Below are 21075 nucleotides of genomic sequence, written 5' to 3' on the forward strand. Positions count from 1 at the left end.
GGAGCCTACAGGGGGGATCCCGTCGTCAGAACAGCACGCTCATGAAGGCGCCGACCTCTTGGAAGCCCACCCTCTGGTACGTCCTGCGGGCTGCCGTGTTGAAGTCGTTGACGTAGAGGCTGACGACGGGGGCGACGTCGGCCAGGGCGTAGCGCAGGACCGCTGCCATGCCGGGGGCCGCCAGGCCGGTCCCCCGGTATTCGGGAGCCACCCACACGCCCTGGATCTGGCAGGCGCGGTCGGTCGCGGCGCCGATCTCGGCCTTGAAGACGACCTTGCCGTCCGCGTCGAAGCGGGCGAAGGCGCGGCCGGAGCCGACGAGTTCGGCGACGCGCGCCTGGTAGAGGAGGCCGCCGTCGCCGGACAGCGGGGAGACGCCGACCTCCTCGGTGAACATCGCCACACACGCCGGCATGATCTTCTCCATCTCGTCCTTGCGGACGCGACGGACGTAGGGGTCCGGGGCGATGCCGTCCGGCAGGCGATCGGTGACCATGAGCGGCTGGTGGCGGCGCACGTCGCGGGCCGGGCCCCACTGGGGTTCCAGCAGCCGCCACAGGTCGGCGGTGGAGCCGGCCGGGCCGACGATGGAGGAACAGCGGCGGCCGGCCCGGCGGGCGCGGTCGGCGAAGGCGCGGACGGCGCGCGGGGTGGCGCAGATCGGGACCAGGTTGGCGCCCGCGTAGCACAGGGACGTCAGCATGCCGTCCTCGTACCAGCCCCACATCTCTCCGCCGAGCCGCCACGGGTCGAGGCCGGCGATCTGCACCCGGGACGTCACGAAGGCGTTCGCGACCGGCTCGCGGTCGAGTACGGCCAGCGCGGCGTCCAGGTCGCTCGGTTCGAGAACCCGGGAGGTGGTCTGCGTCAACACGTGCGGGGCCTCACACACTCGGGTCTGCTGGTCTCCGCACTATAGCTGCGCTGCTTGAGCGGGCGCCTCTGCGCTCGAAAGGAACGGTTTGTCGGCGGATGCGGGTTTGTTGTGGCTTGGCGCGCAGTTCCCCGCGCCCCTGAAGGGGCGCGGGACACCAACGGCGCTGAATCGAACCGTCAGCCCGCTACCGCCACCGACGGTTCGCCCGAGATGACGCCGTCCTTCTCCATCTGCTCGGCGAGCTTCATCGCCTCTTCGATCAGCGTCTCGACGATCTTGGACTCGGGGACGGTCTTGATGACCTCGCCCTTGACGAAGATCTGGCCCTTGCCGTTGCCGGAGGCGACTCCGAGGTCGGCTTCACGGGCCTCGCCGGGGCCGTTGACCACGCAGCCCATGACGGCGACGCGGAGGGGGACCTCCATGCCGGTGAGGCCGGCCGTGACCTCTTCGGCCAGCTTGTAGACGTCGACCTGGGCGCGGCCGCAGGAGGGGCAGGAGACGATCTCCAGGCCGCGCTCCTTGAGGTTCAGGGACTCCAGGATCTGGATGCCGACCTTCACTTCCTCGGCCGGGGGCGCGCTCAGCGAGACGCGGATGGTGTCGCCGATGCCCTGGCTGAGCAGCGCGCCGAAGGCGACCGCCGACTTGATCGTGCCCTGGAAGGCGGGACCTGCCTCCGTGACGCCGAGGTGAAGCGGGTAGTCGCACTGCTCCGCGAGCTGCTTGTACGCCTCGATCATCACGACCGGGTCATTGTGCTTGACGGAGATCTTGATGTCGCGGAAGTCGTACTCCTCGAAGAGGGACGCCTCCCACAGGGCCGACTCGACCAGGGCCTCGGGGGTCGCCTTGCCGTACTTCTGGAGGAGGCGCCTGTCGAGGGAGCCCGCGTTGACGCCGATGCGGATCGGGGTGCCGTGGTCCCGGGCCGCCTTGGCGATCTCCTTGACCTTGTCGTCGAACTGCTTGATGTTGCCGGGGTTGACGCGGACCGCCGCGCAGCCGGCCTCGATCGCGGCGAAGACGTACTTCGGCTGGAAGTGGATGTCGGCGATGACGGGGATCTGCGACTTGCGGGCGATGGTGGCGAGGGCGTCGGCGTCGTCCTGGGTCGGGCAGGCGACACGGACGATCTGGCAGCCGGAGGCGGTGAGTTCGGCGATCTGCTGGAGGGTCGCGCCGATGTCGGACGTACGCGTCGTCGTCATCGACTGGACCGAGACAGGGGCGTCTCCGCCGACGGCCACGGATCCGACCTGGATCTGGCGGCTCTTCCGGCGCTCGGCGAGCTTGGTCGGAACGGACGGCATGCCGAGAGAAATCGCAGTCATCTGCTGTGCAACCCCAAGTCGTGGATCAAGGTCCGGTCCCGTGAGCAGCGGGCTCCGAGCTTCGAGATTACGGCACATGCCTCGGCGGGGGCACATCCCACTCTCATCGCCACGCAATGCGAGGCGGCCCGGCACAAAGTATGCCGGGCCGCCACGAACGCCATATGACTAGGAGATTCTCACCGGGTTAACCACATCCGCGATCAGCACCAGGATGGTGAAGCAGATGAAGATCCCGGCGACCACGTAGGCGACGGGCATGAGCTTCGCCACGTCGAAGGGGCCCGGGTCCGGCCGGCGCAGGACCTTGGCCGTGTTGCGGCGCAGCGACTCCCACAGGGCGCCCGCGATGTGGCCGCCGTCGAGCGGCAGCAGCGGGAGCATGTTGAACAGGAACAGGGAGAGGTTGAAGCCGGCTACCAGCATGAGGGCCATGGCCAGCTGCTGGGTCGGCGGGATGTCGAGGGTGAAGATCTCGCCGCCGACGCGGGCCGCGCCGACCACGCCCATCGGGGAGTCGGCCTCGCGCGGGGCGCCGTCGAAGGCCGCGTTCCACAGGGCCGGGATCTTGCTGGGCAGGGCGGCGAGGGAGTCGACGGCCTCGCCGATCCGGTCGCCCATCCAGGTCACGGACTCACCGAAGTCCTGTTTGACCACGCCGGTGGCGGCGCTGAAGCCGAGGAATCCGGCCTGGACGTACTGGCCCTCGACGATCTGTCCGCCGGAGTCCTTCTTGGCGACCTGGTTGGTGGCGATCTTCGCGTGCAGGGTGACGTCCTGGCCCTTGCGGTCGACGACGATCGGCACTTCCTTGCCGGGGTTGGCGCGGATCAGGTCGGACAGCTTGTTCCAGTCGTCGGTCGGCACGCCGTTGAAGGAGATGATCTTGTCGCCCGCCTTGAGGCCCGCGGCGGCGGCCGGAGCGGCCGGGTCGCCCTTCTCGCACTTGTCGCGATTCTCGCTCTGCGCGATGACGCACTGGGAGACGGAGCTCACGGTGGTGGTCTGCTGGGTGATGCCGAAGCCCATCAGGATGGTGAGGAACAGCGCCACGGCCAGGACCAGGTTCATGAAGGGGCCCGCGAACATCACGATCACGCGCTTCCAGGGCGCGCGCGTGTAGAACATGCGGTTCTCGTCGCCGGGCCTGAGCTCCTCGTACGCGGCCGAGCGGGCGTCCTCGATCATGCCGCGCCACGGGGAGGTGGAGCGGACCTCCAGCCGGCCGTCGGGCCCGGGCGGGAACATGCCGATCATGCGGATGTAGCCGCCGAACGGGATGGCCTTGAGCCCGTACTCGGTCTCGCCCTTCTTGCGCGACCAGATCGTCGGGCCGAAACCGACCATGTACTGCGGCACTCGGATGCCGAACAGCTTGGCGGTGGACAGGTGCCCCAGTTCATGCCACGCGATCGAGAACAGCAGGCCGACCACGAAGAGGCCTATGCCGAGGATGAACATCAGGGTCGTCATGCACGGGCCTCCGCCGTCTGTGCCGCCAGTTCCCGGGCCCGCGTCCGCGCCCAGGTCTCCGATTCGAGGACGTCCGACACGGTGAGTGAGGTTCCCCCACGCGGGGTGCCGTGCTCCTCGACGACCCGTGTGACGGTGTCCATGATCCCGTTGAAGGGCAGTGCGCCCTGACGGAACGCCTCCACACACTCCTCGTTGGCCGCATTGAACACCGCCGGGGCGGTGCCCGCGAGCTCGCCGACGTGCCGGGCGAGGTTCACCGACGGGAAGGCCTCGTTGTCGAGCGGGAAGAACTCCCAGGTCGAGGCCTTGCTCCAGTCGAAGGTGGGCGCCGCGTCGGGGACCCGCTCGGGCCAGCCGATGCCGATGGCGATGGGCCCGCGCATGTCGGGCGGGGTCGCCTGGGCCAGTGTCGATCCATCCGTGAACTCAACCATCGAGTGGACATACGACTGGGGATGCACGACGACCTCAATGCGGTCGAAGGGAATGTCGTAGAGGAGGTGTGCCTCGATGACCTCCAGGCCCTTGTTGACGAGGGTCGCGGAGTTGATCGTGATGACCGGGCCCATGGCCCAGGTGGGGTGCGCGAGGGCGTCCTCGACGGTGACGTGGGCCAGCTCCTCCTTCGTACGGCCTCTGAAGGGGCCGCCGGAGGCGGTGACGACCAGCTTGCGGACGTCGGCGCGGGTGCCGGCGGCCAGGGCCTGGAAGAGGGCGGCGTGCTCGGAGTCGACCGGGATGATCTGCCCGGGCTTGGCGAGGGCCTTGACCAGCGGGCCGCCCACGATGAGCGACTCCTTGTTGGCGAGCGCGAGGGTGCGGCCCGCCTCCAGGGCGGCCAGGGTCGGGGCGAGGCCGATGGAGCCGGTGATGCCGTTCAGGACGGTGTGGCAGTCGGACGCCGCCAGCTGCGTGGCCGCGTCCGGGCCGGCGAGGATCTCGGGGAGCGGCTCGCCCGTGCCGTACTGCGCGGTGAGCGCCTCGCGCAGGGCCGGTACGACGTCCTCGCGGGCGACCGCTACCGTGCGCGCCCGCAGCCGGTACGCCTGCTCGGCGAGGAGGGCGACCCGGCCGCCGTTGGCGGACAGGCCGGTGACCCGGAACCGGCCGGGGTTGCGCAGCACGAGGTCGATGGCCTGCGTGCCGATGGACCCGGTGGAGCCGAGGATCACCACGTCCTTCGGGCCGTCGCCCGCCACCGGGTCGTAGACGAGGTGCGGGTCGGCGAGGGGGGCTGGACTGTCGCTCATTCCTCCATTGTTGCCGTAAGCATCGTGTGTGAGGACAGCGCATCCCCTCCGTAGGGGCGCGCGCCGCACCGGCCCGCGCCCCTGAGGGCCGGTTACCGGATCGGCCGGTGGACGTTCTCCTTCTGGGACGGCCCCGGTGTCGCGTCGGCGATCCACGGTCCCTCGCCCGACGGGTCGACGATGCCGCGCTCCAGCCACTCGTACGTGCCCGACAGGACACCCTTGACGACCTTGCGGTCGAGGTCGTCGGTGTTGGTCCACAGGCGGTTGAAGAGCTCCTCGATCCGGATCCGGGACTGGCGGCAGAAGACGTCGGCGAGCTGGTAGGCCTCGCGGCCGTGGTCGCCCTGGCTGCGCAGCATTTCGGCCCGTACGCAGGCCGCGCTCATGGCGAACAGCTCGGCGCCGATGTCGACGATCCGGCCGAGGAAGCCCTGCTTGGACTCCATCCGGCCCTGCCAGCGGGACATGGCGTAGAAGGTGGAGCGGGCGAGCTTGCGGGCGGTGCGCTCGACGTAGCGCAGGTGCCCGGAGAGGTCCACGCCGTGCCTGAACTCGCCGTAGGAGGTGGGGAGCCGGCCCGGACCCGCGAACAGTTTGGGGAGCCACTTGGCGTAGAAGACGCCCGCGTTCGCGCCCGCCTTGGCCTTGTCGCCGAGGGACTTCTCGGGGTCGATGAGGTCGCCTGCGACCGAGAGGTGGGCGTCGACGGCCTCGCGGGCGATGAGGAGATGCATGATCTCCGTCGAGCCCTCGAAGATGCGGTTGATGCGCAGGTCGCGCAGCACCTGCTCGGCGGGGACGCCGCGCTCGCCGCGGGCCCGCAGGGACTCGGCCGTCTCGAATCCGCGGCCGCCGCGGATCTGGACGAGCTCGTCGGCCATCAGCCAGGCCATCTCGGAGGCGTACAGCTTGGCGAGGGCGCCTTCGATGCGGATGTCGTTGCGGTCCTCGTCGGCCATCTGCGAGGCCAGGTCCGTCACGGCCTCCAGGGCGAAGGTGGTGGCCGCGATGAAGGAGATCTTGGAGCCGACCGCCTCGTGGTGCGCGATGGGCTTGCCCCACTGCTCGCGGGCCGCCGACCACTCCCGGGCGATCTTCAGGCACCATTTGCCGGCCGCGACACAGGAGGCGGGCAGGGAGAGCCGCCCGGTGTTGAGCGTGGTCAGGGCGATCTTCAGGCCCTGGCCCTCCTCGCCGACCCGATTGGCGGCGGGGACCCGGACCTGGTGGAAGCGGGTGACGCCGTTCTCGATGCCCCGCAGGCCCATGAAGGCGTTGCGGTTCTCGACGGTGACGCCGGGCGAGTTGGTCTCCACGACGAAGGCCGTGATACCCCCCTTGTGGCCCTCGCTCCTCGGGACCCGGGCCATGACGACCAGCAGGTCGGCGACGACACCGTTGGTGGTCCACAGCTTCACGCCGTCCAGGACGTAGTCTCCCCCACTCTCGGCTCCGCTCGAGCGGGAGGTGCCCCCATCGTCGGGCACGGCCGTGGTGGCGAGGCGGGCCGGGTCGGAGCCGACGTCGGGCTCGGTGAGCAGGAAGGCGCTGATGTCCGTGCGGGCGCAGCGCGGCAGGAAGCGCTCCTTCTGTTCCTGCGTGCCGAACAGTTTCAGCGGCTGCGGCACGCCGATCGACTGGTGCGCGGAGAGCAGCACGCCGATCGCGGGGCTGGCGGAGCCGGCCAGGGAGAGCGCCTTGTTGTAGTACACCTGCGTGAGGCCCAGCCCGCCGTACTTCGTGTCGATCTTCATGCCGAAGGCGCCGAGCTCCTTCAGCCCGTCGATCACCTCGTCGGGGATCCGGGCCTCGCGCTCGATGAGGGCCGCGTCGACCTTCGTCTCGACGAAGTCCCGGAGCTTGGCGAGGAACTCCTCGCCGCGCTGGGCCGCCTCGTCGGCCGGCAGGGGGTGGGGGTGGATGAGGTCGAGCCGGAAGCGGCCGAGGAACAGCTCCTTGGCGAAGCTGGGCTTGCGCCAGTGCTGTTCCCGGGCGGCCTCCGCCACCTCACGGGCCTCCCGCTCGGTGACGGCGGGACGGGAAGAGGGGGTGGTGGAAGCGGACATGAGGGTCACCTCGCCGCATATAGGGCTGTTGAGGACCGTACGTTACCGATCAGCGCTACTGGATCGTTCGTACCCGAAACCGGACGCTCCCACCAGTCCTCGCGCGTCCGTTCAGCCGAAGGGGCGGAGCGCTCCCGGACTTGTCGGGGGCCTGACGACGGTGTTGCATCAGGGTGCCGGCCAGGAGTCGGGCGCCCTCCTGAGAAATAGGTATCGAAGCGCTTCGACAACCTATGGACACCCACTCGCGCTGGAGCTACTGTCGAACCACCCTCACCCACCCATATCAGCAACGCGCATTGTCGAAGCGCTTCACAAAGCTTGGAGAGCTGGATGGTCACCCTCGCCGAGGTCGCCCAGCACGCCGGAGTCTCGGCGAGCACGGTGAGCTATGTCCTCAGCGGCAAGCGGTCCATCTCCGCGAACACCCGGCAGCGGGTCGAGCAGAGCATCCGCGAGCTCGGGTACCACCCGAACGCCGGGGCCCGTGCCCTGGCCAGCAGCAGGTCGAACATCATCGCGCTGATGGTCCCGCTGCGCACGGACATGTACGTGCCCGTGATGATGGAGATCGCCATCGCGGTTGCGACCGCCGCGCGGGCGCACGGGTACGACGTGCTGCTGCTCACCGGTGAGGAGGGCCCGGACGCGGTGCGCCGCGTCGCCGGGAGCGGGCTCGCCGACGGGATGATCCTGATGGACGTCGAACTCGACGACGAGCGGTTGCCGTTGCTGCGCGCGACGGACCAGCCGTCCGTGCTGATCGGGCTGCCCGCCGACACCACGGGGCTGACCTGCGTCGATCTGGACTTCCGGGCGACGGGCGCGCTGTGCGTGGAGCACCTGGCGAAGCAGGGGCACCAGGACATCGCTGTCATCGGCGAGGCCCCGGCCGTCTACGAGCGGCACACCGGTTTCGCCGAGCGCACCCTCGACGGGCTTCGGTCCCGTTCCCGGGAGCTGGGCGTGCGGCTGCTGCACCGGCCGTGCGACGGCGGGTACGACGCGATGGCCGTGACGCTCGCCCGGATCCTCGACGAACGCCCGGGGACCACGGGGATCATCGTGCAGAACGAGTCGGCGGTCGAGCCGCTGCTCGCGCTGCTGCGGCAGCAGGGCCGGGCCGTGCCGGAGGACGTGTCGGTGGTCGCGATCTGCCCCGACCAGGTCGCGACGCAGGCCTCGGTGCGGCTCACGTCGGTCGCCATCCCCGCGCAGGAGATGGGCCGGCACGCCGTGGAACACCTGGTCGCCAAGTTCGAGGGGCGCGGCAGCGACGAGGTCGTGCTGATCGCGCCCGAGCTGACGGTCCGGGGCAGCACAGGGCCGGCGCCCACCCGGCCGTAGGCACAGCCCTTCTCCCGCTCACCGGCCACCGCCCTCCTCCCAGGGCACCTCCATGTCCGCACACCTCTGTCTGCACTCCCCCAGGAGCACAGGAGCCCGCCACGTGAATCAGCCTGCTGAAACCCAGCCCCAGGTGAGTCTGGCGCAGTCCTCCCCCACCGTCGGCACGTTCCGCGAGCGGGACGGCGCGCTGGAGTGGAGCGGCCGCCAGGAGACCGTACGGATCGAGCCGTGGGGTCCGGACGCGGTCCGGGTGCGGGCCCGGCTCGGCGGCCCGGTGCTCGAAGGGCTCCCGGGCGCCCTCCTCGACGAGGCCCCCGCGGCGCCGTCCACGGTGAAGATCGAGGACGGGCGCGGGCAGCTGACCGTCGGAGCGCTCACCGTCGACGTGAACGCCGAGGGCCTGGTCCGCTTCCTGCGGACGGAGGACTCCGCCGAGCTGCTCGCCGAGGACCGCGCCCACTTCTGGTGGCCCGGCTCCCGCCTCTACACGGCCGTCGGCAACGGCCACCACCGCCTGGAGCAGCGCTTCGCCGCGTACGACGACGAGAAGCTGTACGGCCTCGGCCAGCACCAGCACGGGCGCCTCGACCAGAAGGGTCTGGTCCTCGACCTGGTCCAGCGCAACGCCGAGGTCGGCATCCCGGTGCTGACCTCCAGCCGCGGCTACACCCTGCTGTGGAACAACCCGGCGATCGGCCGCGTGGAACTCGCGCACAACGGCACCCGGTGGGTCGCCGACTCGGCCCGGCAGATCGACTACTGGATCACGGCGGGCGACCCGGCCGCCGCCCAGCGCCGCTACAGCGCGGTGACCGGCCGGACGCCGATGCTGCCGGAGTGGGCGGCGGGCTTCTGGCAGTGCAAGCTGCGCTACCGCACCCAGGACGAACTCATGGCGGTGGCCCGTGAGTACAAGCGGCGGGGCCTGCCCATCTCCGCGATCGTCTGCGACTTCTTCCACTGGACGCACCTCGGCGAGTGGAAGTTCGACCCGAAGGAGTGGCCGGACCCGGCGGCGATGGTGCGCGAGCTGGAGGAGCTCGGCATCAAGCTGGTGGTGAGCGTCTGGCCCTCGGTGTCGCCGCTGAGCGAGAACCACCCGGTCATGGAGCAGCGCGGCTGGTTCATCGGCACTCAGTACGGCCCGATGGCACACGCCGACTGGCCCGACAAGGAGGTCGCCTCCACGGTCCAGGTGGCCTTCTACGACGCAACCAACCCGGAGGCCCGGGAGTTCGTGTGGTCGAAGGTGAAGGAGAACTACCTCGACCCGTACGGCATCACGGCGTTCTGGCTGGACGCCTGCGAGCCGGAGCTGAAGCCGGGCTTCCAGGAGAACCTGCGCTACTGGGCGGGCCCGGGCCTGGAGGTCGGCAACATCTACCCGGCCGAGAACGCCCGCACGTTCTACGAGGGCCTCGTCGCCACCGGCGAGGAGGAGGTCGTCAGCCTCAACCGCTCGGCCTGGGCCGGCAGTCAGCGCTACGGCGCCGCCCTGTGGTCCGGGGACATCGGCACCGACTTCCCGACCCTGCGCCGCCAGATCGCGGCCGGCCTCAACACCGCGCTGTCGGGCATCCCGTGGTGGAACACCGACATCGGCGGCTTCCACGGCGGCGACCCGGACGACCCGGCGTACCGGGAGGTGATGGTCCGCTGGTTCCAGTTCGGCGCGCTGTCCCCGCTGATGCGCCTGCACGGCTTCCGCGACCCGGGCATGCCGCTCGGCCCGAAGATGACGGGCGGCCCGAACGAGGTGTGGTCGTACGGGGAGAAGGCCGGGGCCGTCCTGGAGAAGTACCTGCGGCTGCGCGAGCGCCTGAAGCCGTACGTCCTGCGCGTCATGCGGGAGGCGCACGAGGAGGGCCTGCCGGTGATGCGGCCGCTGTTCCTGGAGTTCCCGGACGACCAGGCCACCTGGTCGGTCGACGACTCCTACCTCTTCGGCCCGGACCTGCTGGTCGCCCCGGTGCTCACCGCCGGCGCCACCGCCCGTACGGCGTACCTGCCGGCGGGGGCCACGTGGACGGACGCGTGGACGGGTGAGACGTACGAGGGCGGTCGGTCCGTGACGGTCGACGCCCCGCTGGACCGCATCCCGCTGTTTCTGCGGGACGGGGCGCGGCTGCCTGTAGCGGAGTAGCCGCGTCGGAAGGGGTGGCCGGATCGATGGAAGTCTTCCGGCCACCCCCTCCCTTGTTCGGCCAACTTCCGTCCACCGCAGGCGGGTTCGAGGGGATAGGTTTCCTGCGTGTCCACGTCTCCGCTCGCCCTCACGCTGGCGAATCTGTTGCTGCGGCCGGGCTTCGGCTCCCGCCGGGACCCGGACCGGATCTTCGACCGCATCGTGGTGGAGACCGGCGAGGCGCCGGGAGACCGGGAGTTCGTCGACGGCTTCCGGTCGCTGCTGGGGTGGTGGGCGAAGGCCGATCGGCTGACGCCGGTCGGCTGGCAGTCGGCGCAGGTCCACGTGCGCCGGCATCTCGCCAACCGGGCCCGCGTCCTGCGGCTTGTCGCCGAGCATCCGGAGATCGGGCGGGAGCCGATCGAGAAGCCGGTGTTCGTCGTGGGACTGCCGCGCACCGCCACCACGGTCACGCACTCCGTGCTGTCGGTCTCGGACGGGCACCGGTGCCCCCTGCTGTGGGAACTGCTCGGTCCCGACCCGGAGTTGCCGCCCCGGCAGCGGCGCAAGGCGATCACGGCCGGGCGCCGGCTGGTGCAGGGCACGAACCTCTTCACGCCGCGCTTCCGCGACATCCACGCGATGGCCGCCGAGGGGCCCGAGGAGTGCACGTTCGCGCTCCCGCACGCCCTGATGCCGTTCTCCCAGGCCCGTATCCCGGAGTACCTGGCCTGGCACTGCGAGCGGGACTTCGTCGCCGACTACCGGTACCTCAAGCAGGTCTACCAGGTGCTCCAGTACGGCCGTCCGCGGCGGCGCTGGGTGCTGAAGTCCCCGATGCACCTGGAGAACCTGGACGCGCTGCGCACGGTCTTCCCCGACGCCACCATCGTGTGGTGCCACCGCGACCCGGTCACCGTCGTGGCGTCCTTCTGCAGCCTGATCGAGCACGGCATGGCCGTCAGCACCCGCCCGCTCGACCTTGCCGGCATCGGCGCCACCTGGCTCGGTCTGCTGAGCCGTGCCATGACGCGCGGTCTCGCGGCCCGGGCCGCCATCCCGGCGGAGCAGCTGGTGGACGCCCCGTACTCCTGGCTCGGTTCCGACCCCGCCACCGGCGCCCCGAAGCTCTACGCGGCCGTCGGCGCCCCTTGGACCGAGGCCGACGCGGCCCGTCTCCCCGCGGCCGTCGCCCGCCCCAAGGGCAGCCGCAAGCACACCTACGACCTGTCCCGTTACGGCCTGACCCGGGCCGAGGTCGAGTCGGCCTTCGTCGAGTACAACGCGCTGCGGGCCGAGGTCGACCGCTCTTGACGGCGGTCGGCCCCGGCCCCGGGTACGGCGTCAGCTGCTGCTGACGGACATGCTGTTGGTGCGGAAGTCCAGGCCGCCGGACGACGAGGTGATCTCGAAGCCGAACTGGACGTCACCGATGGTCTCGTTGCCCATCCAGCGCTTGGTGTCCTTGATCCACTTCAGGATCGGCAGGATGTTGACGGTGCCGGAGCTGGAGTTGGAGGTGCGAATGAACGAGAACACCTGGTTGGCGCCGTTGGTGCCCTTGAAGACGTTCCAGGTGTGGCCGCCGAGGCTGACGCTGCCCTGCGAGGTGCCGATCGGGCCGACGGCTCCGGTCTTGTTGACCCAGAGCATGATCTCGTAGTCGTGGTCCGTGTCCCAGATGTCGTACGACGTGTTGTACGCGCCGGACGACGGGACGCTGACGTTGTAGCTGCTGGACAGCGAGCCCAGCGAGGTGATGGACTTGTTGATCGCCTTTGTCTGGTTCGGGTAGGACTTGATGCCGCCGGTGTTGGGGTGGTTGGCGTTGACGCCCCAGTTGGTGCCGGAGTTGGCCCAGATGCACTGGGCGCCGGCGCCGCTGCCCCAGATGTTGTTGTAGAGCGTGTAGCCGTTCAGGCTCGTGTTCGCCCACTGGCCGCAGGAGTTCCAGACGGCGGCCGAGGCGGGGGCGGAGGCGAGGCCTATGGTCGCGCCGAGTGCCAGGGCCGGGGCGAGCAGGGCCTTGGTGACCCTGCTCAAAGTGCGTGATGCCATGGTGTCCCTTCCATGGGGTGGGGGGATGGGGGAACTACCACGACCTCAGGGTGAGGACGTGGTCTTCTCCGGCGACCAGGTGGAGGGATTCTGAGCCGGAGGAAGTCCGCAGTTCGACGCGGTGGGTACGGCCCGGCCGGATGACGGCGGCTGCGCCGTCCGGGGACCAGGTGAGGTCGATCTCGGCGCCGAACCGGGTGCGCACACCGCGCAGTGCGCCGCTGGGGTACGCCGCCGGAAGCGCGGGCAGCAGCACCAGCCGGTCCGGGGTCGACTGCACGAGCATCTCGATCAGCACGGCGGGCAGGGCGTGCGCGGCGTCGGCGTTGTAGACGTCCCGCTTCGGGTAGTGGGCGCTCATCAGGGAGGCGTGGAAGAAGTCGCCGTCCAGGACCTGTCCGAGGGCGTGGGCGACGCGGCCGCCGTCCCTGAGCCGGGCCGCGATGAGGGCGTGGTGCAGGTGGCCGTGCGCGGAGTCGTTCTCGGCGCCGCGCAGTTCGAGGGCGCGGTGCGCGGCGGCCGCGAGTTCGGGGGTGTCGTAGGGGGTGATCTCGTCGAGCGGCCAGACGCCGTAGAGGTGGCTGAGGTGCCGGTGGTCGTAGGAGTCCTCCAGGCCCGGCCAGGCCCATTCCGCGAGGGCTCCGTCCGCGTTGATCCGGTGCGGTGGGAGCCGGTCGGCGAGGGCGCGCCAGCGGTCGGCGTCGGGGCCCGGGTGGTAGGTGGCGGCCGTGCGCAGGGCGTGGCGGGCCGCGGAGAGGTCCATGGCCGCGTTGAGGGTGCCCCAGCTCGCGTTGGCGGGGCGGTTCTCGGGCGAGTAGGACGGAACGACGACGAGCCGGCCGTTCTCGTCCGTGCGAGTGAGGAAGTCCTCGTAGAACAGGGCGACTTCGGCGAGAGCGGTGGCGGTGCGCGGGTCGCGGGTGCCGTGGGTCTCGTCGTGGTCGACGAGCGGCTTGAGCAGCCAGTCGGCGCCGGCGGTCCACAGGTGCAGCGGATACTCGCGGCTGAAGTGGTACGAGTGGCCGGACTCGCCGTCGGTGTGAGCGGGTGCGACGACGCCCCGGGTGCCGAAGACCGCGCGGGAGTTGTCGCGCCAGTCGGGCAGCTGGCGGTGGATCAGCGAGGCGTGGGCCTCGGTGACCTCTGGGAGGGCGGCGGCAGCGGCGGAGGCGGTCTGGAGGCCGAGGTTGGCGTCGTTGGTGAACGCACCCGACCAGGCCGTGTTCCAGTCGCCGGTCCACAGTCCGGTCAGGCGGGGCGGGAAGAGGCCGCTCGCGGAGAGCAGGTGATAGCGGCCGGCCGCGAACAGGCGCTCCAGCAGGGCGGCGCTGCGGGGCTGCTTGAGCAGCTCCGAGCCCGGCAGGGCCCGTTCGGCGGGGTCGGCGGCCAGGTCGAGGGTGACGCGCTCGTAGGCGGTGCGGTGCAGGGCGACGTGGCGGCCGAGAAGCTCGTCGTACTCGGTGAGCAGGTCGCGCAGGGCTCGCCCCTCCGCGACCACGTCCAGTTCGCCGGTGTGCCGGTGCACCCGGGTGAGGAGCAGCACGGACCGGGCGCCCTCGATGTGCACGCCGGGCGGCACGAGGGTCGTCGTGCCGCCGGTGACGGCGATCAGGGTTACACCGGTGCAGGCGCGGTCGCTGTCCGGGTAGCGGGCGCGCAGGCTGAGCAGAGCGCCCTCGGGGGTGAGGACGGCTCCGTGGCCGACGCCCAGTCCGGCGGGGGCGCCCGGCAGCCGGTGGTCCAGGTCGATGTCGAGGGTGAGGCCGGGGCCGGTGACCTGCCGCACGATCACGTCGTCGGCGCGGGAGACGAAGACGCGGCTCGTCCAGCCGGTGCAGGCCGCCCGCACCACACCGGTGGTGAAGTCGACGTCGCGCCGGTAGTCGGGGCAGTCGCCCGGCGGCCGGCGCAGCCGGACCTGGAAGGCCGGGTGGAAAGGCTGCACCCACTGGAGCGGCCGGCCGTCCGTGAAGCTCTCGGCCGCCGTCGTGTCACCCGCCAGGAGGCGGTCCTGGAGGGCGGGAACGCCGTCGGCGAGCCGCGGGGGCCGGGAGTCCCTGCCGTTGGGCCGTACCAGCGTGTGGTGGGTGACGACGACCCGCTCGTCGTTCGGGTCGCCGAACACGAGGACGCCGTGGTGGCCGTTGCCGCTCAGGTAGCCGTCCTCCCAGCGAGCGGCCGGGTGTGGCTCCCACGTGCCGTGGACGGGTGCGGCGTCGGTCATGGCCGGAGCACCGCCGCCCCGTAGCGGCCGAGGGTGACCCGGTCGGTGACGGCCGTCCCCGTCAGCAGGTCGTGGCGGGTGCCGGGGACCTCGACGGTCACCGGCTCGCGGCCGTGGTTGAGCACGAACAGCACCTCGCCCCGGAGGACGGCCTCGACCTGCTCGGGGAGGCCGTCGAGCACCGGCCGGACGCCCGCGTCGCCGGCGATCCGGGCCAGCAGATCGCGCAAGGCCTCGGGCTCCGGGAGCGTGGAGACGTACCAGGCCCGGCCCTTGCGCAGTACGGCGGGCATGCCGTCCAGTTCGCCGCCCTTGTAGCAGGTCGTGTCGTCGGGGTCGGCGGGCTCGATCTCCTCGGACCACAGCGTGCCGCGGAAGGCCCCGCACGCGACGGTCTCGTCCGCGTCCAGCGGCCACCACTCGTGCAGCGTGCGGATGCCGAACAGCTCCCGCAGCCGGGCGTCCATGCCGCCGGGGCGCACGCGGTCGTCCTCGTCGGCGACGCCGGTCAGGAAGCCGCAGACGAGGGTGCCGCCGCCGTGGACGTAGGCGAGGAGGTTGTCGATCGCCGCGTCGGTGAGCGCGTACAGCTGGGGCACGACGACCACCGAGTACGGCGTCAGATCGTGCTCGGGGTGGGCGAAGTCGGTGGTGAGGTGCGCCTGCCAGAGGGCCCGGTGCCAGGCGCGCAGGACGTCCGGGTAGTCCACCTGGCTGGACGGGCGGCCGTCCTGGGCGCCTGCCCACCAGGCGTTCCAGTCGTGCAGGACGGCGACGTTCGCGGTGATGTGCCGGCCGGCCACCTGGGGGGCGATCTTCGCCAGGTCCGCGCCGAGCTGCCTGACCTCCTGGTACGTACGGCCCTCCTCCCCCGCGTGGCTGACCATGCCGGAGTGGAACTTCTCCGCGCCCTGCCGGGACTGCCGCCACTGGAAGTAGCACACGGCGTCGGCGCCCCGGGCCACGGCCTGGAGGGACCACAGCCGGTTGAGGCCGCGCGGCTTGGGGTGGTTCACGCCCCGCCAGTTGACCGGCCCGGCCGCCTGCTCCATGAGCATCCAGGGCCCGCGCGCCTGGGAGCGGGTCATGTCCTGGACGAGCGCGCCGTTCTGGGCCCCGAGCGGATCACGCGGGTCCGGGTAGAGGTCGACGGACACGACGTCCTCCTCCTCCGCCCAGCGCCACGCGTCCTGCCCGAACCACAGCGGCATGAAGTTGCTGGTGACCGGGAGGTGCGGGGTGTGACGCCGGACGATGTCCCGCTCGGCGGTGTAACACTCCAGGAGCATGTCGGAGGTGAAGCGCCGGAAGTCCAGGACCTGGGAGGGGTTGCGCATGTAGTGCGGCAGGCGGGGCGGCAGGATGCCGTCCCAGCAGTCGTAGCCCTGGCTCCAGAAGGCGGTGCCCCAGGCCTCGTTGAGGGCGTCGAGGGTGCCGTACCTCTCGCGCAGCCAGCGGCGGAAGGCGGCCGCCGCCTCGTCGCCGTAGTCGAAGGTGCAGTACTCGTTGTTGATGTGCCACATCGTCAGGGCCGGGTGGCCGCCGTAGCGGGCGGCCAGGTCCTCGGTGATGGCGGCGGCGTAGCGCCGGTAGGTGGCGCTGGAGTGCGAGAAGTGCTGACGGCCGCCCCACCACTCGGTGCGGCCGTCCTCGGTGACGGGCAGGGTGTCGGGGTGCAGCCGGCCCATCCAGGGCGGGGGCGAGGAGGTGGGGGTGGCGAGGACGACACCGATGCCTCCCTCGTGCATCAGGTCCATCAGCGTGTCCAGCCAGCCGAACTCCCGTGCGCCGGGCTCCGGTTCCAGCGTCGACCACGAGAAGACCCCGAGGGTCACGGAGTTGACGCCGGCGTCCTTCATCAGCCGGACGTCCTCGTGCCAGGTCTCCTGCGGCCACTGCTCCGGGTTGTAGTCGCCGCCGAAGAGGAGACGCCCCCGGGTGGCATCGCTCAGGCCGGGCATCAGGCCGGCTCCCCGTACTGCACTCCGCGCCCGTTGGTGGCGATGTAGACGCGGCCGTAGACGCGGGGGTCGCCGGTGATGGCCGCGCCGATCCAGCCCCACTGGTGCTGGTCGTCGTTGACGCGCACCCAGGTCTTCGCCTCGTCGTCCGAGCGGTACACGGCGGTGATCGTCTCGGTGGAGCCGACCATGTAGACCGCCGGGTAGGAGGCGCCCTCGGCGGCCTTGCCGAAGCCGAGCGTGTACGAGGCCCAGCAGCTGCTGACCTTCGTGAAGGTCGCGCCACCGTCGGTGGATCGGTACAGGCCGTTCCACTTCAGGCTCAGCCACAGGTCGCCGGAGCGTCCCGGGGCCGCGACGAGCCGGAACTCGGTGTCGCCCGAGTTCAGGCCGGTGGCCCGGGCGGTGAAGGTCAGGCCGCCGTCGGTGCTGGCGTGCAGTGTGCCGGTGGTGGTGTCGAAGGCGTAGAAGCGCTTCGGATCGACCGGGTCCGCGACCGGGGCGGCGCCCTTCGGGTAGGAGGAGACCTCGGTCCAGGTGGCGCCGTTGTCCGCCGAGCGGTGAGCCGGGTACGTGGTGCCGTCCCAGTGCGCGAAGGACCACAGCAGCACGCTGCCGTCGGCGTTGGTGGCGATCGGCCCCGGCGCGTCCTTGGCGATGGCGGGTTGCGCCTTGAAGGGCGCCCAGGTCTTGCCGCCGTCGTTCGAGTAGGCGCCGTTGCCGTGGTCGCCCCACCCGGCCCGGACGACGTACGACGGCTTGGCCGCGGCCAGCGCGAGTCCGGTCGCCGTGCCGAACACCGGGTTCGACGCCATGCCGCGCGAGGGGGACGCCGTGAGCCGCTCGTGGTACATGACGCCGATGTCGCCGGAGCCGCTGATCAGATGCGCCTCGCCGGTCGGAGGCGAGACCAGCTGCCGTATGGACGCCTCCTCCAGGCCGCGGATCTGCGGGGCCCAGTTCTTGAGGTCACGGGTGCCGTAGAGGGTCGCGCCGGTGCCGTAGACGATGTGCTCGGAGTCGAACGGGTCGAGGCCGACGGCCTGGATCCACCAGCCGAACTTGGGCTTGTCGGCGCCGAACGTGAGGAAGGGCGTCTCGGAGACGTCGAGGACGGCCTTGTCCTTCAGGGACGTCCAGGTGCGGCCGCCGTTGGTGGTCCGGTACAGGGTGTCGACCAGCGACCAGCGGTTGTTGGTGGAGACGACGACCGTGCCGGGGCGACGGGCGTCGACGGCGACACCGCCGTAGCCGAAGGAGTCGGTCCCGCCGTCGCTCGTCGGCCCGCCGGGCTTCACGGGCGTGACCTCGGTCCACTTCCCGGTGGTCGTACGCAGCTTGTGCACGCTGCCCTCGGACTGGCCGTTGGGGCCCGGGGCGTTGGCGTACGTCACGTACAGCTCGCAGGTGTGCCGGTCGTACGCTGCCCGGACCGGAACCTTGGCGGCGGTGCCGGTGGGCTGCCCGGGGACGGCTTTCCAGGTCGTGCCGTCGGTGGTTCTGTAGAGGTTCGCGGAGGTGCCGTCGGAGTCGCCCCAGCCGGCGTAGACGGCACGGCCGGCGGCGGCGAGGAGGGTGATGCCCTGGCCGGTGGCGCTGGGGGTGGCCGGGAAGCTCACGGCCGTCCAGGTGGCGCCCCGGTCGGTCGACTTGAGCAGCCCGTCGTGCCGGGTGCCCAGCCACAGCGTGTCACTGTCCCGCGGGTCGACGAGCAGCCGCTCCCCGCAGCCACGCCCGTCCTCGTTGGCCCCGAGCTTCACGCTGAGGTCGGTGCGCTTCCAGGTCGCGCCACGGTCCTCCGATCGCAGCACGGCTCCGTTGCCTGCCCAGGACTGCGCGTACGTACCGAGGGAGAGGTACAGCCGGTTCGGATGGGCCGGGTCGACGGCCATCGCCTCCACACCGAGCAGGTTCCAGTCGTCCCAGCCGATGTGGTCGGTCAGCGGAATCCAGCGGTCGGTCCGGTCGTCCCAGCGGTAGGCACCGCCGATGTCGGTACGGGCGTAGGCGAGGCCGCGGACGGAGGGGTGGAAGAGGACGCCGGTGACGAATCCGGTGCCGCCCTGGACGGCGTTGCGCCAGCGGTAGGCGCCGCCTGCGGCGGGGACGGCGGCCTGGGCACGCCCCTGGAGGACCGGAAGGGTGGCGACCGCAGCGGCGGCAGCGGTTCCGGCGAGCACTGCGCGTCTGCTGAGGTGGAACGTGCTCATGACATACCTCGGTTCTTGCGGACGGGGAGTTGGGGGGAGTGTCTTGGGGGCGCGGGGCCCTGCTTGACATGCGGCTCCGCCGCGTGGGCGCGAACCACCACGACGCAGCCGCGGACGAGGAACGGCCGAAAGCCCTACGCCGAGAACTCACACAAGGGGCATCACCCCTTGACGGCCCCCGTGAGCATGCCCTTCTTGAAGTGCTTCTGGACGAAGGGCGACAGGACGGCGACCGGCAGGAGGGCCATCACCATGACGGCCATCTGCACGGCCAGGCCCGACAGCTGCCCGGTCTTGATGGCCTGGCCCAACCCCACCGGTGCTTCCTGCTTCTGCACCAGCTGGATCATGACGTTCTGCAACGGCATCATGTCCTGGTCGTTCAGGTACAGGGAGGCGTTGAACCAGGCGCTCCAGTACCCGACGGCGTAGAACAGCGTGATAACGGCGAGCACCGCCCGCGACAACGGCATGACGATCTGCCACAGGACCCGGAAGTCCCCGGCCCCGTCGATCCGCGCACTGTCGATGAGCTCCTGCGAGATCCCCATGAAGAAGCCGCGCAGCACGAGGATGTTGAAGACGCTGAGGGCACTCGGCAGGATCAGCGCCAGATAGCTGTCGGTCAGGCCAAGGGACTGCACCAGAAGGTAGGTCGGGATGAGACCGGCGCTGAAGAACATGGTCGCCAGCAGCATCATCAGGATCCAGCGGTGGCCGAGGGAGCCGCTGCGGGACAGGCCGTAGGCACACAGGACGGACACCGTCATCGAGAACAGCGTGCCGACCAGGGTGACGAGGACGCTGATGATCGCCGCGCGGGTGACCTGGCCGCCGCTGAGCAGTTCCTTGTAGGCGATGAAGGTGATGTCCTTGGGCACCATCACCAGGCCGCCGGCCTCGTCGATGGTCTTGCGTGAGGACAGGCTGGTGACGACCACGATCCACAGCGGGAAGAGAATCGCCAGGCAGGCCAGCGACAGGGCGAGACCCTTGCCGGCGAGACCGGCCCTGGAGGGCGCCTCCTCCCAGGCGGGCCGGGGCGGCGCCTCCCACCAGCCAGGTTCCTTCACCGGCTTGTCGATGACGGCGCTCACTTCTTGTACACCCCCTGCTCGCCCATAAGATGGGCCACCTTGTTCGCGGCGAGGACCAAGCCGATGCTGACCACGCCCTTGATGAGTCCGGCGGCGGCCGCGTAGCCGAAGTCCTGGTTGCGCACGCCGTTCCACCACACGAAGGTGTCGAGGACCTCGGCCGCGCCCGGTCCGACGGCGTCGCGTTGCAGCAGGATCTGCTCGAAACCGACGGTGAGGGCGTCGCCGACCCGCAGGACCAGCAGCAAGGCGATCACCGGGCGCAGCGCGGGAAGCGTGACATGCCACATGCGGCGCCAGCGGCCGGCGCCGTCCATCGCGGCGGCCTCGTACAGGTCCGGGCTGACCGAGGCCAGCGCGGCGAGGAAGACGATGATCCCCCACCCGGCGTCCTTCCACACGCTCTGCGCGGTGATCAGGAGGGGGAAGGTGTTCGGGTCGGTCATGATGTTGATGCCGTTGTAATCGTGCTGCCGCAGCAGCTGGGAGAGGATGCCCGCGCCGCCGAAGATCTGCTGGAAGACGGCGATGACCAGCACCCAGGAGAAGAAGTGCGGCAGGTAGAGAACGGCCTGTGCCACCGCCCGCACCCGGGGCCTGACCACGCTGTTGATGAGCAGCGCGAGCAGGATCGGGATCGGGAAGAACAGCACGAGCTGGAGGGAGAACAGCACCAGCGTGTTCTGGACGGCGTTCCAGAATGCCGAGTCCTCGAAGATCCGCTGGAAGTTCTCCACGCCCACGAAGGGGCTGTTGAGCATGGAGACGATGCCGTTGTCGCTGATGTAGGGGTCGTAGTCCTGGAAGGCGACGACGTTGCCGAGGATCGGCAGGTAGTTGAAGACCAGGACCAGCACGACGGCCGGCAGGGTCATCAGGAGCAGGACGCGGTCGCGTCTGAACCTGAGCCACAGGCTCAGTTTCCCCGAGGGTCGCTTCTCCGGTGAACCGGTGGCGCCGCCGGACGCCCCCGGGGTCTTCTCCGTCATGTCGGCCTCGGCCCTGCTCCGAGGCACCGTGCTGTGGGACACGGCCGTTCTCCTT

General features: G+C 70.6%; 14 protein-coding genes. 3 read left to right on the plus strand and 11 right to left on the minus strand.

The features are described from left to right. Nucleotides 1-25: 25 nt before the first annotated feature. The 5 genes from ACZ6TU_RS22230 to ACZ6TU_RS22250 all read right to left on the minus strand — a co-directional run bounded on the left by ACZ6TU_RS22230 (nt 26) and on the right by ACZ6TU_RS22250 (nt 7006). Nucleotides 26-874 carry a GNAT family N-acetyltransferase gene (locus tag ACZ6TU_RS22230; protein WP_467677115.1) on the minus strand — a complete coding sequence of 283 codons (849 nt, stop codon included), beginning with the start codon at nt 872-874 and terminating at the stop codon, nt 26-28. Between the two features lie 179 nt (nt 875-1053). Continuing rightward, the gene (gene ispG / locus ACZ6TU_RS22235) at nt 1054-2211 is read right to left on the minus strand and encodes a flavodoxin-dependent (E)-4-hydroxy-3-methylbut-2-enyl-diphosphate synthase (RefSeq protein ID WP_467677113.1); all 1158 of its coding nucleotides are present in this window, start codon (nt 2209-2211) and stop codon (nt 1054-1056) included. A gap of 168 nt (nt 2212-2379) precedes the next feature. Next, entirely contained in the window at nt 2380-3672 is a 1293-nt protein-coding gene (locus ACZ6TU_RS22240; protein WP_469550899.1) for a M50 family metallopeptidase, read from the minus strand. Nucleotides 3673-3680: 8 nt separating this feature from the next. After that, complete coding sequence (dxr, locus tag ACZ6TU_RS22245; RefSeq protein WP_469550491.1) at nt 3681-4937, minus strand: 1-deoxy-D-xylulose-5-phosphate reductoisomerase; 1257 nt, start codon at nt 4935-4937, stop codon at nt 3681-3683. Nucleotides 4938-5029: 92 nt separating this feature from the next. Beyond that, nucleotides 5030-7006, minus strand: coding sequence for an acyl-CoA dehydrogenase family protein (locus tag ACZ6TU_RS22250; protein ID WP_469550495.1), 1977 nt, complete (start codon nt 7004-7006; stop codon nt 5030-5032). Nucleotides 7007-7339: 333 nt separating this feature from the next. Between ACZ6TU_RS22250 and ACZ6TU_RS22255 the strand changes: the two genes are divergently transcribed. The 3 genes from ACZ6TU_RS22255 to ACZ6TU_RS22265 all read left to right on the plus strand — a co-directional run bounded on the left by ACZ6TU_RS22255 (nt 7340) and on the right by ACZ6TU_RS22265 (nt 11795). Beyond that, complete coding sequence (locus ACZ6TU_RS22255) at nt 7340-8353, plus strand: LacI family DNA-binding transcriptional regulator (protein ID WP_467677107.1); 1014 nt, start codon at nt 7340-7342, stop codon at nt 8351-8353. Between the two features lie 103 nt (nt 8354-8456). Further along, entirely contained in the window at nt 8457-10499 is a 2043-nt protein-coding gene (locus ACZ6TU_RS22260) for a glycoside hydrolase family 31 protein (RefSeq protein ID WP_469550498.1), read from the plus strand. A gap of 108 nt (nt 10500-10607) precedes the next feature. After that, entirely contained in the window at nt 10608-11795 is a 1188-nt protein-coding gene (locus ACZ6TU_RS22265) for a sulfotransferase family protein (protein ID WP_469550501.1), read from the plus strand. A 30-nt stretch (nt 11796-11825) separates the two neighbouring features. Here ACZ6TU_RS22265 and ACZ6TU_RS22270 read toward each other — a convergent pair whose 3' ends face one another. The 6 genes from ACZ6TU_RS22270 to ACZ6TU_RS22295 form a co-directional block, all read right to left on the minus strand. Continuing rightward, the gene (locus tag ACZ6TU_RS22270) at nt 11826-12539 is read right to left on the minus strand and encodes a glycoside hydrolase family 12 protein (RefSeq protein WP_469550505.1); all 714 of its coding nucleotides are present in this window, start codon (nt 12537-12539) and stop codon (nt 11826-11828) included. A 34-nt stretch (nt 12540-12573) separates the two neighbouring features. Further along, on the minus strand, nt 12574-14763 hold the full coding sequence (locus ACZ6TU_RS22275) for a glycosyl hydrolase family 95 catalytic domain-containing protein (protein ID WP_469550508.1): 2190 nt from the start codon (nt 14761-14763) through the stop codon (nt 12574-12576). Beyond that, complete coding sequence (locus tag ACZ6TU_RS22280) at nt 14760-16724, minus strand: beta-galactosidase (protein ID WP_469550511.1); 1965 nt, start codon at nt 16722-16724, stop codon at nt 14760-14762. The genes ACZ6TU_RS22275 and ACZ6TU_RS22280 overlap by 4 nt, the downstream gene beginning before the upstream one ends. Further along, a complete protein-coding gene (locus tag ACZ6TU_RS22285; protein ID WP_469550514.1) occupies nt 16724-18934 on the minus strand; it encodes a 1,4-beta-glucanase in 2211 nt (736 codons plus the stop codon). Before ACZ6TU_RS22285 ends, ACZ6TU_RS22280 begins: the two co-directional genes overlap by 1 nt. A gap of 161 nt (nt 18935-19095) precedes the next feature. Next, a complete protein-coding gene (locus ACZ6TU_RS22290; RefSeq protein ID WP_467677093.1) occupies nt 19096-20031 on the minus strand; it encodes a carbohydrate ABC transporter permease in 936 nt (311 codons plus the stop codon). Then, a complete protein-coding gene (locus ACZ6TU_RS22295; RefSeq protein WP_467677091.1) occupies nt 20028-21062 on the minus strand; it encodes an ABC transporter permease in 1035 nt (344 codons plus the stop codon). Before ACZ6TU_RS22295 ends, ACZ6TU_RS22290 begins: the two co-directional genes overlap by 4 nt. Nucleotides 21063-21075: the final 13 nt, after the last annotated feature.

This window comes from Streptomyces sp. NPDC052064 (assembly GCF_055585925.1).

Coding starts and splice junctions, on each gene's coding strand:
- ACZ6TU_RS22255 (WP_467677107.1), top strand. CDS start 7,340: ATGGTCACCCTCGCCGAGGTCGCCCAGCACGCCGGAGTCTCGGCGAGC.
- ACZ6TU_RS22270 (WP_469550505.1), bottom strand. CDS start 12,539: ATGGCATCACGCACTTTGAGCAGGGTCACCAAGGCCCTGCTCGCCCCG.
- ACZ6TU_RS22240 (WP_469550899.1), bottom strand. CDS start 3,672: ATGTTCATCCTCGGCATAGGCCTCTTCGTGGTCGGCCTGCTGTTCTCG.
- ispG (WP_467677113.1), bottom strand. CDS start 2,211: ATGACTGCGATTTCTCTCGGCATGCCGTCCGTTCCGACCAAGCTCGCC.
- ACZ6TU_RS22250 (WP_469550495.1), bottom strand. CDS start 7,006: ATGTCCGCTTCCACCACCCCCTCTTCCCGTCCCGCCGTCACCGAGCGG.
- dxr (WP_469550491.1), bottom strand. CDS start 4,937: ATGAGCGACAGTCCAGCCCCCCTCGCCGACCCGCACCTCGTCTACGAC.
- ACZ6TU_RS22280 (WP_469550511.1), bottom strand. CDS start 16,724: ATGCCCGGCCTGAGCGATGCCACCCGGGGGCGTCTCCTCTTCGGCGGC.
- ACZ6TU_RS22275 (WP_469550508.1), bottom strand. CDS start 14,763: ATGACCGACGCCGCACCCGTCCACGGCACGTGGGAGCCACACCCGGCC.
- ACZ6TU_RS22285 (WP_469550514.1), bottom strand. CDS start 18,934: ATGAGCACGTTCCACCTCAGCAGACGCGCAGTGCTCGCCGGAACCGCT.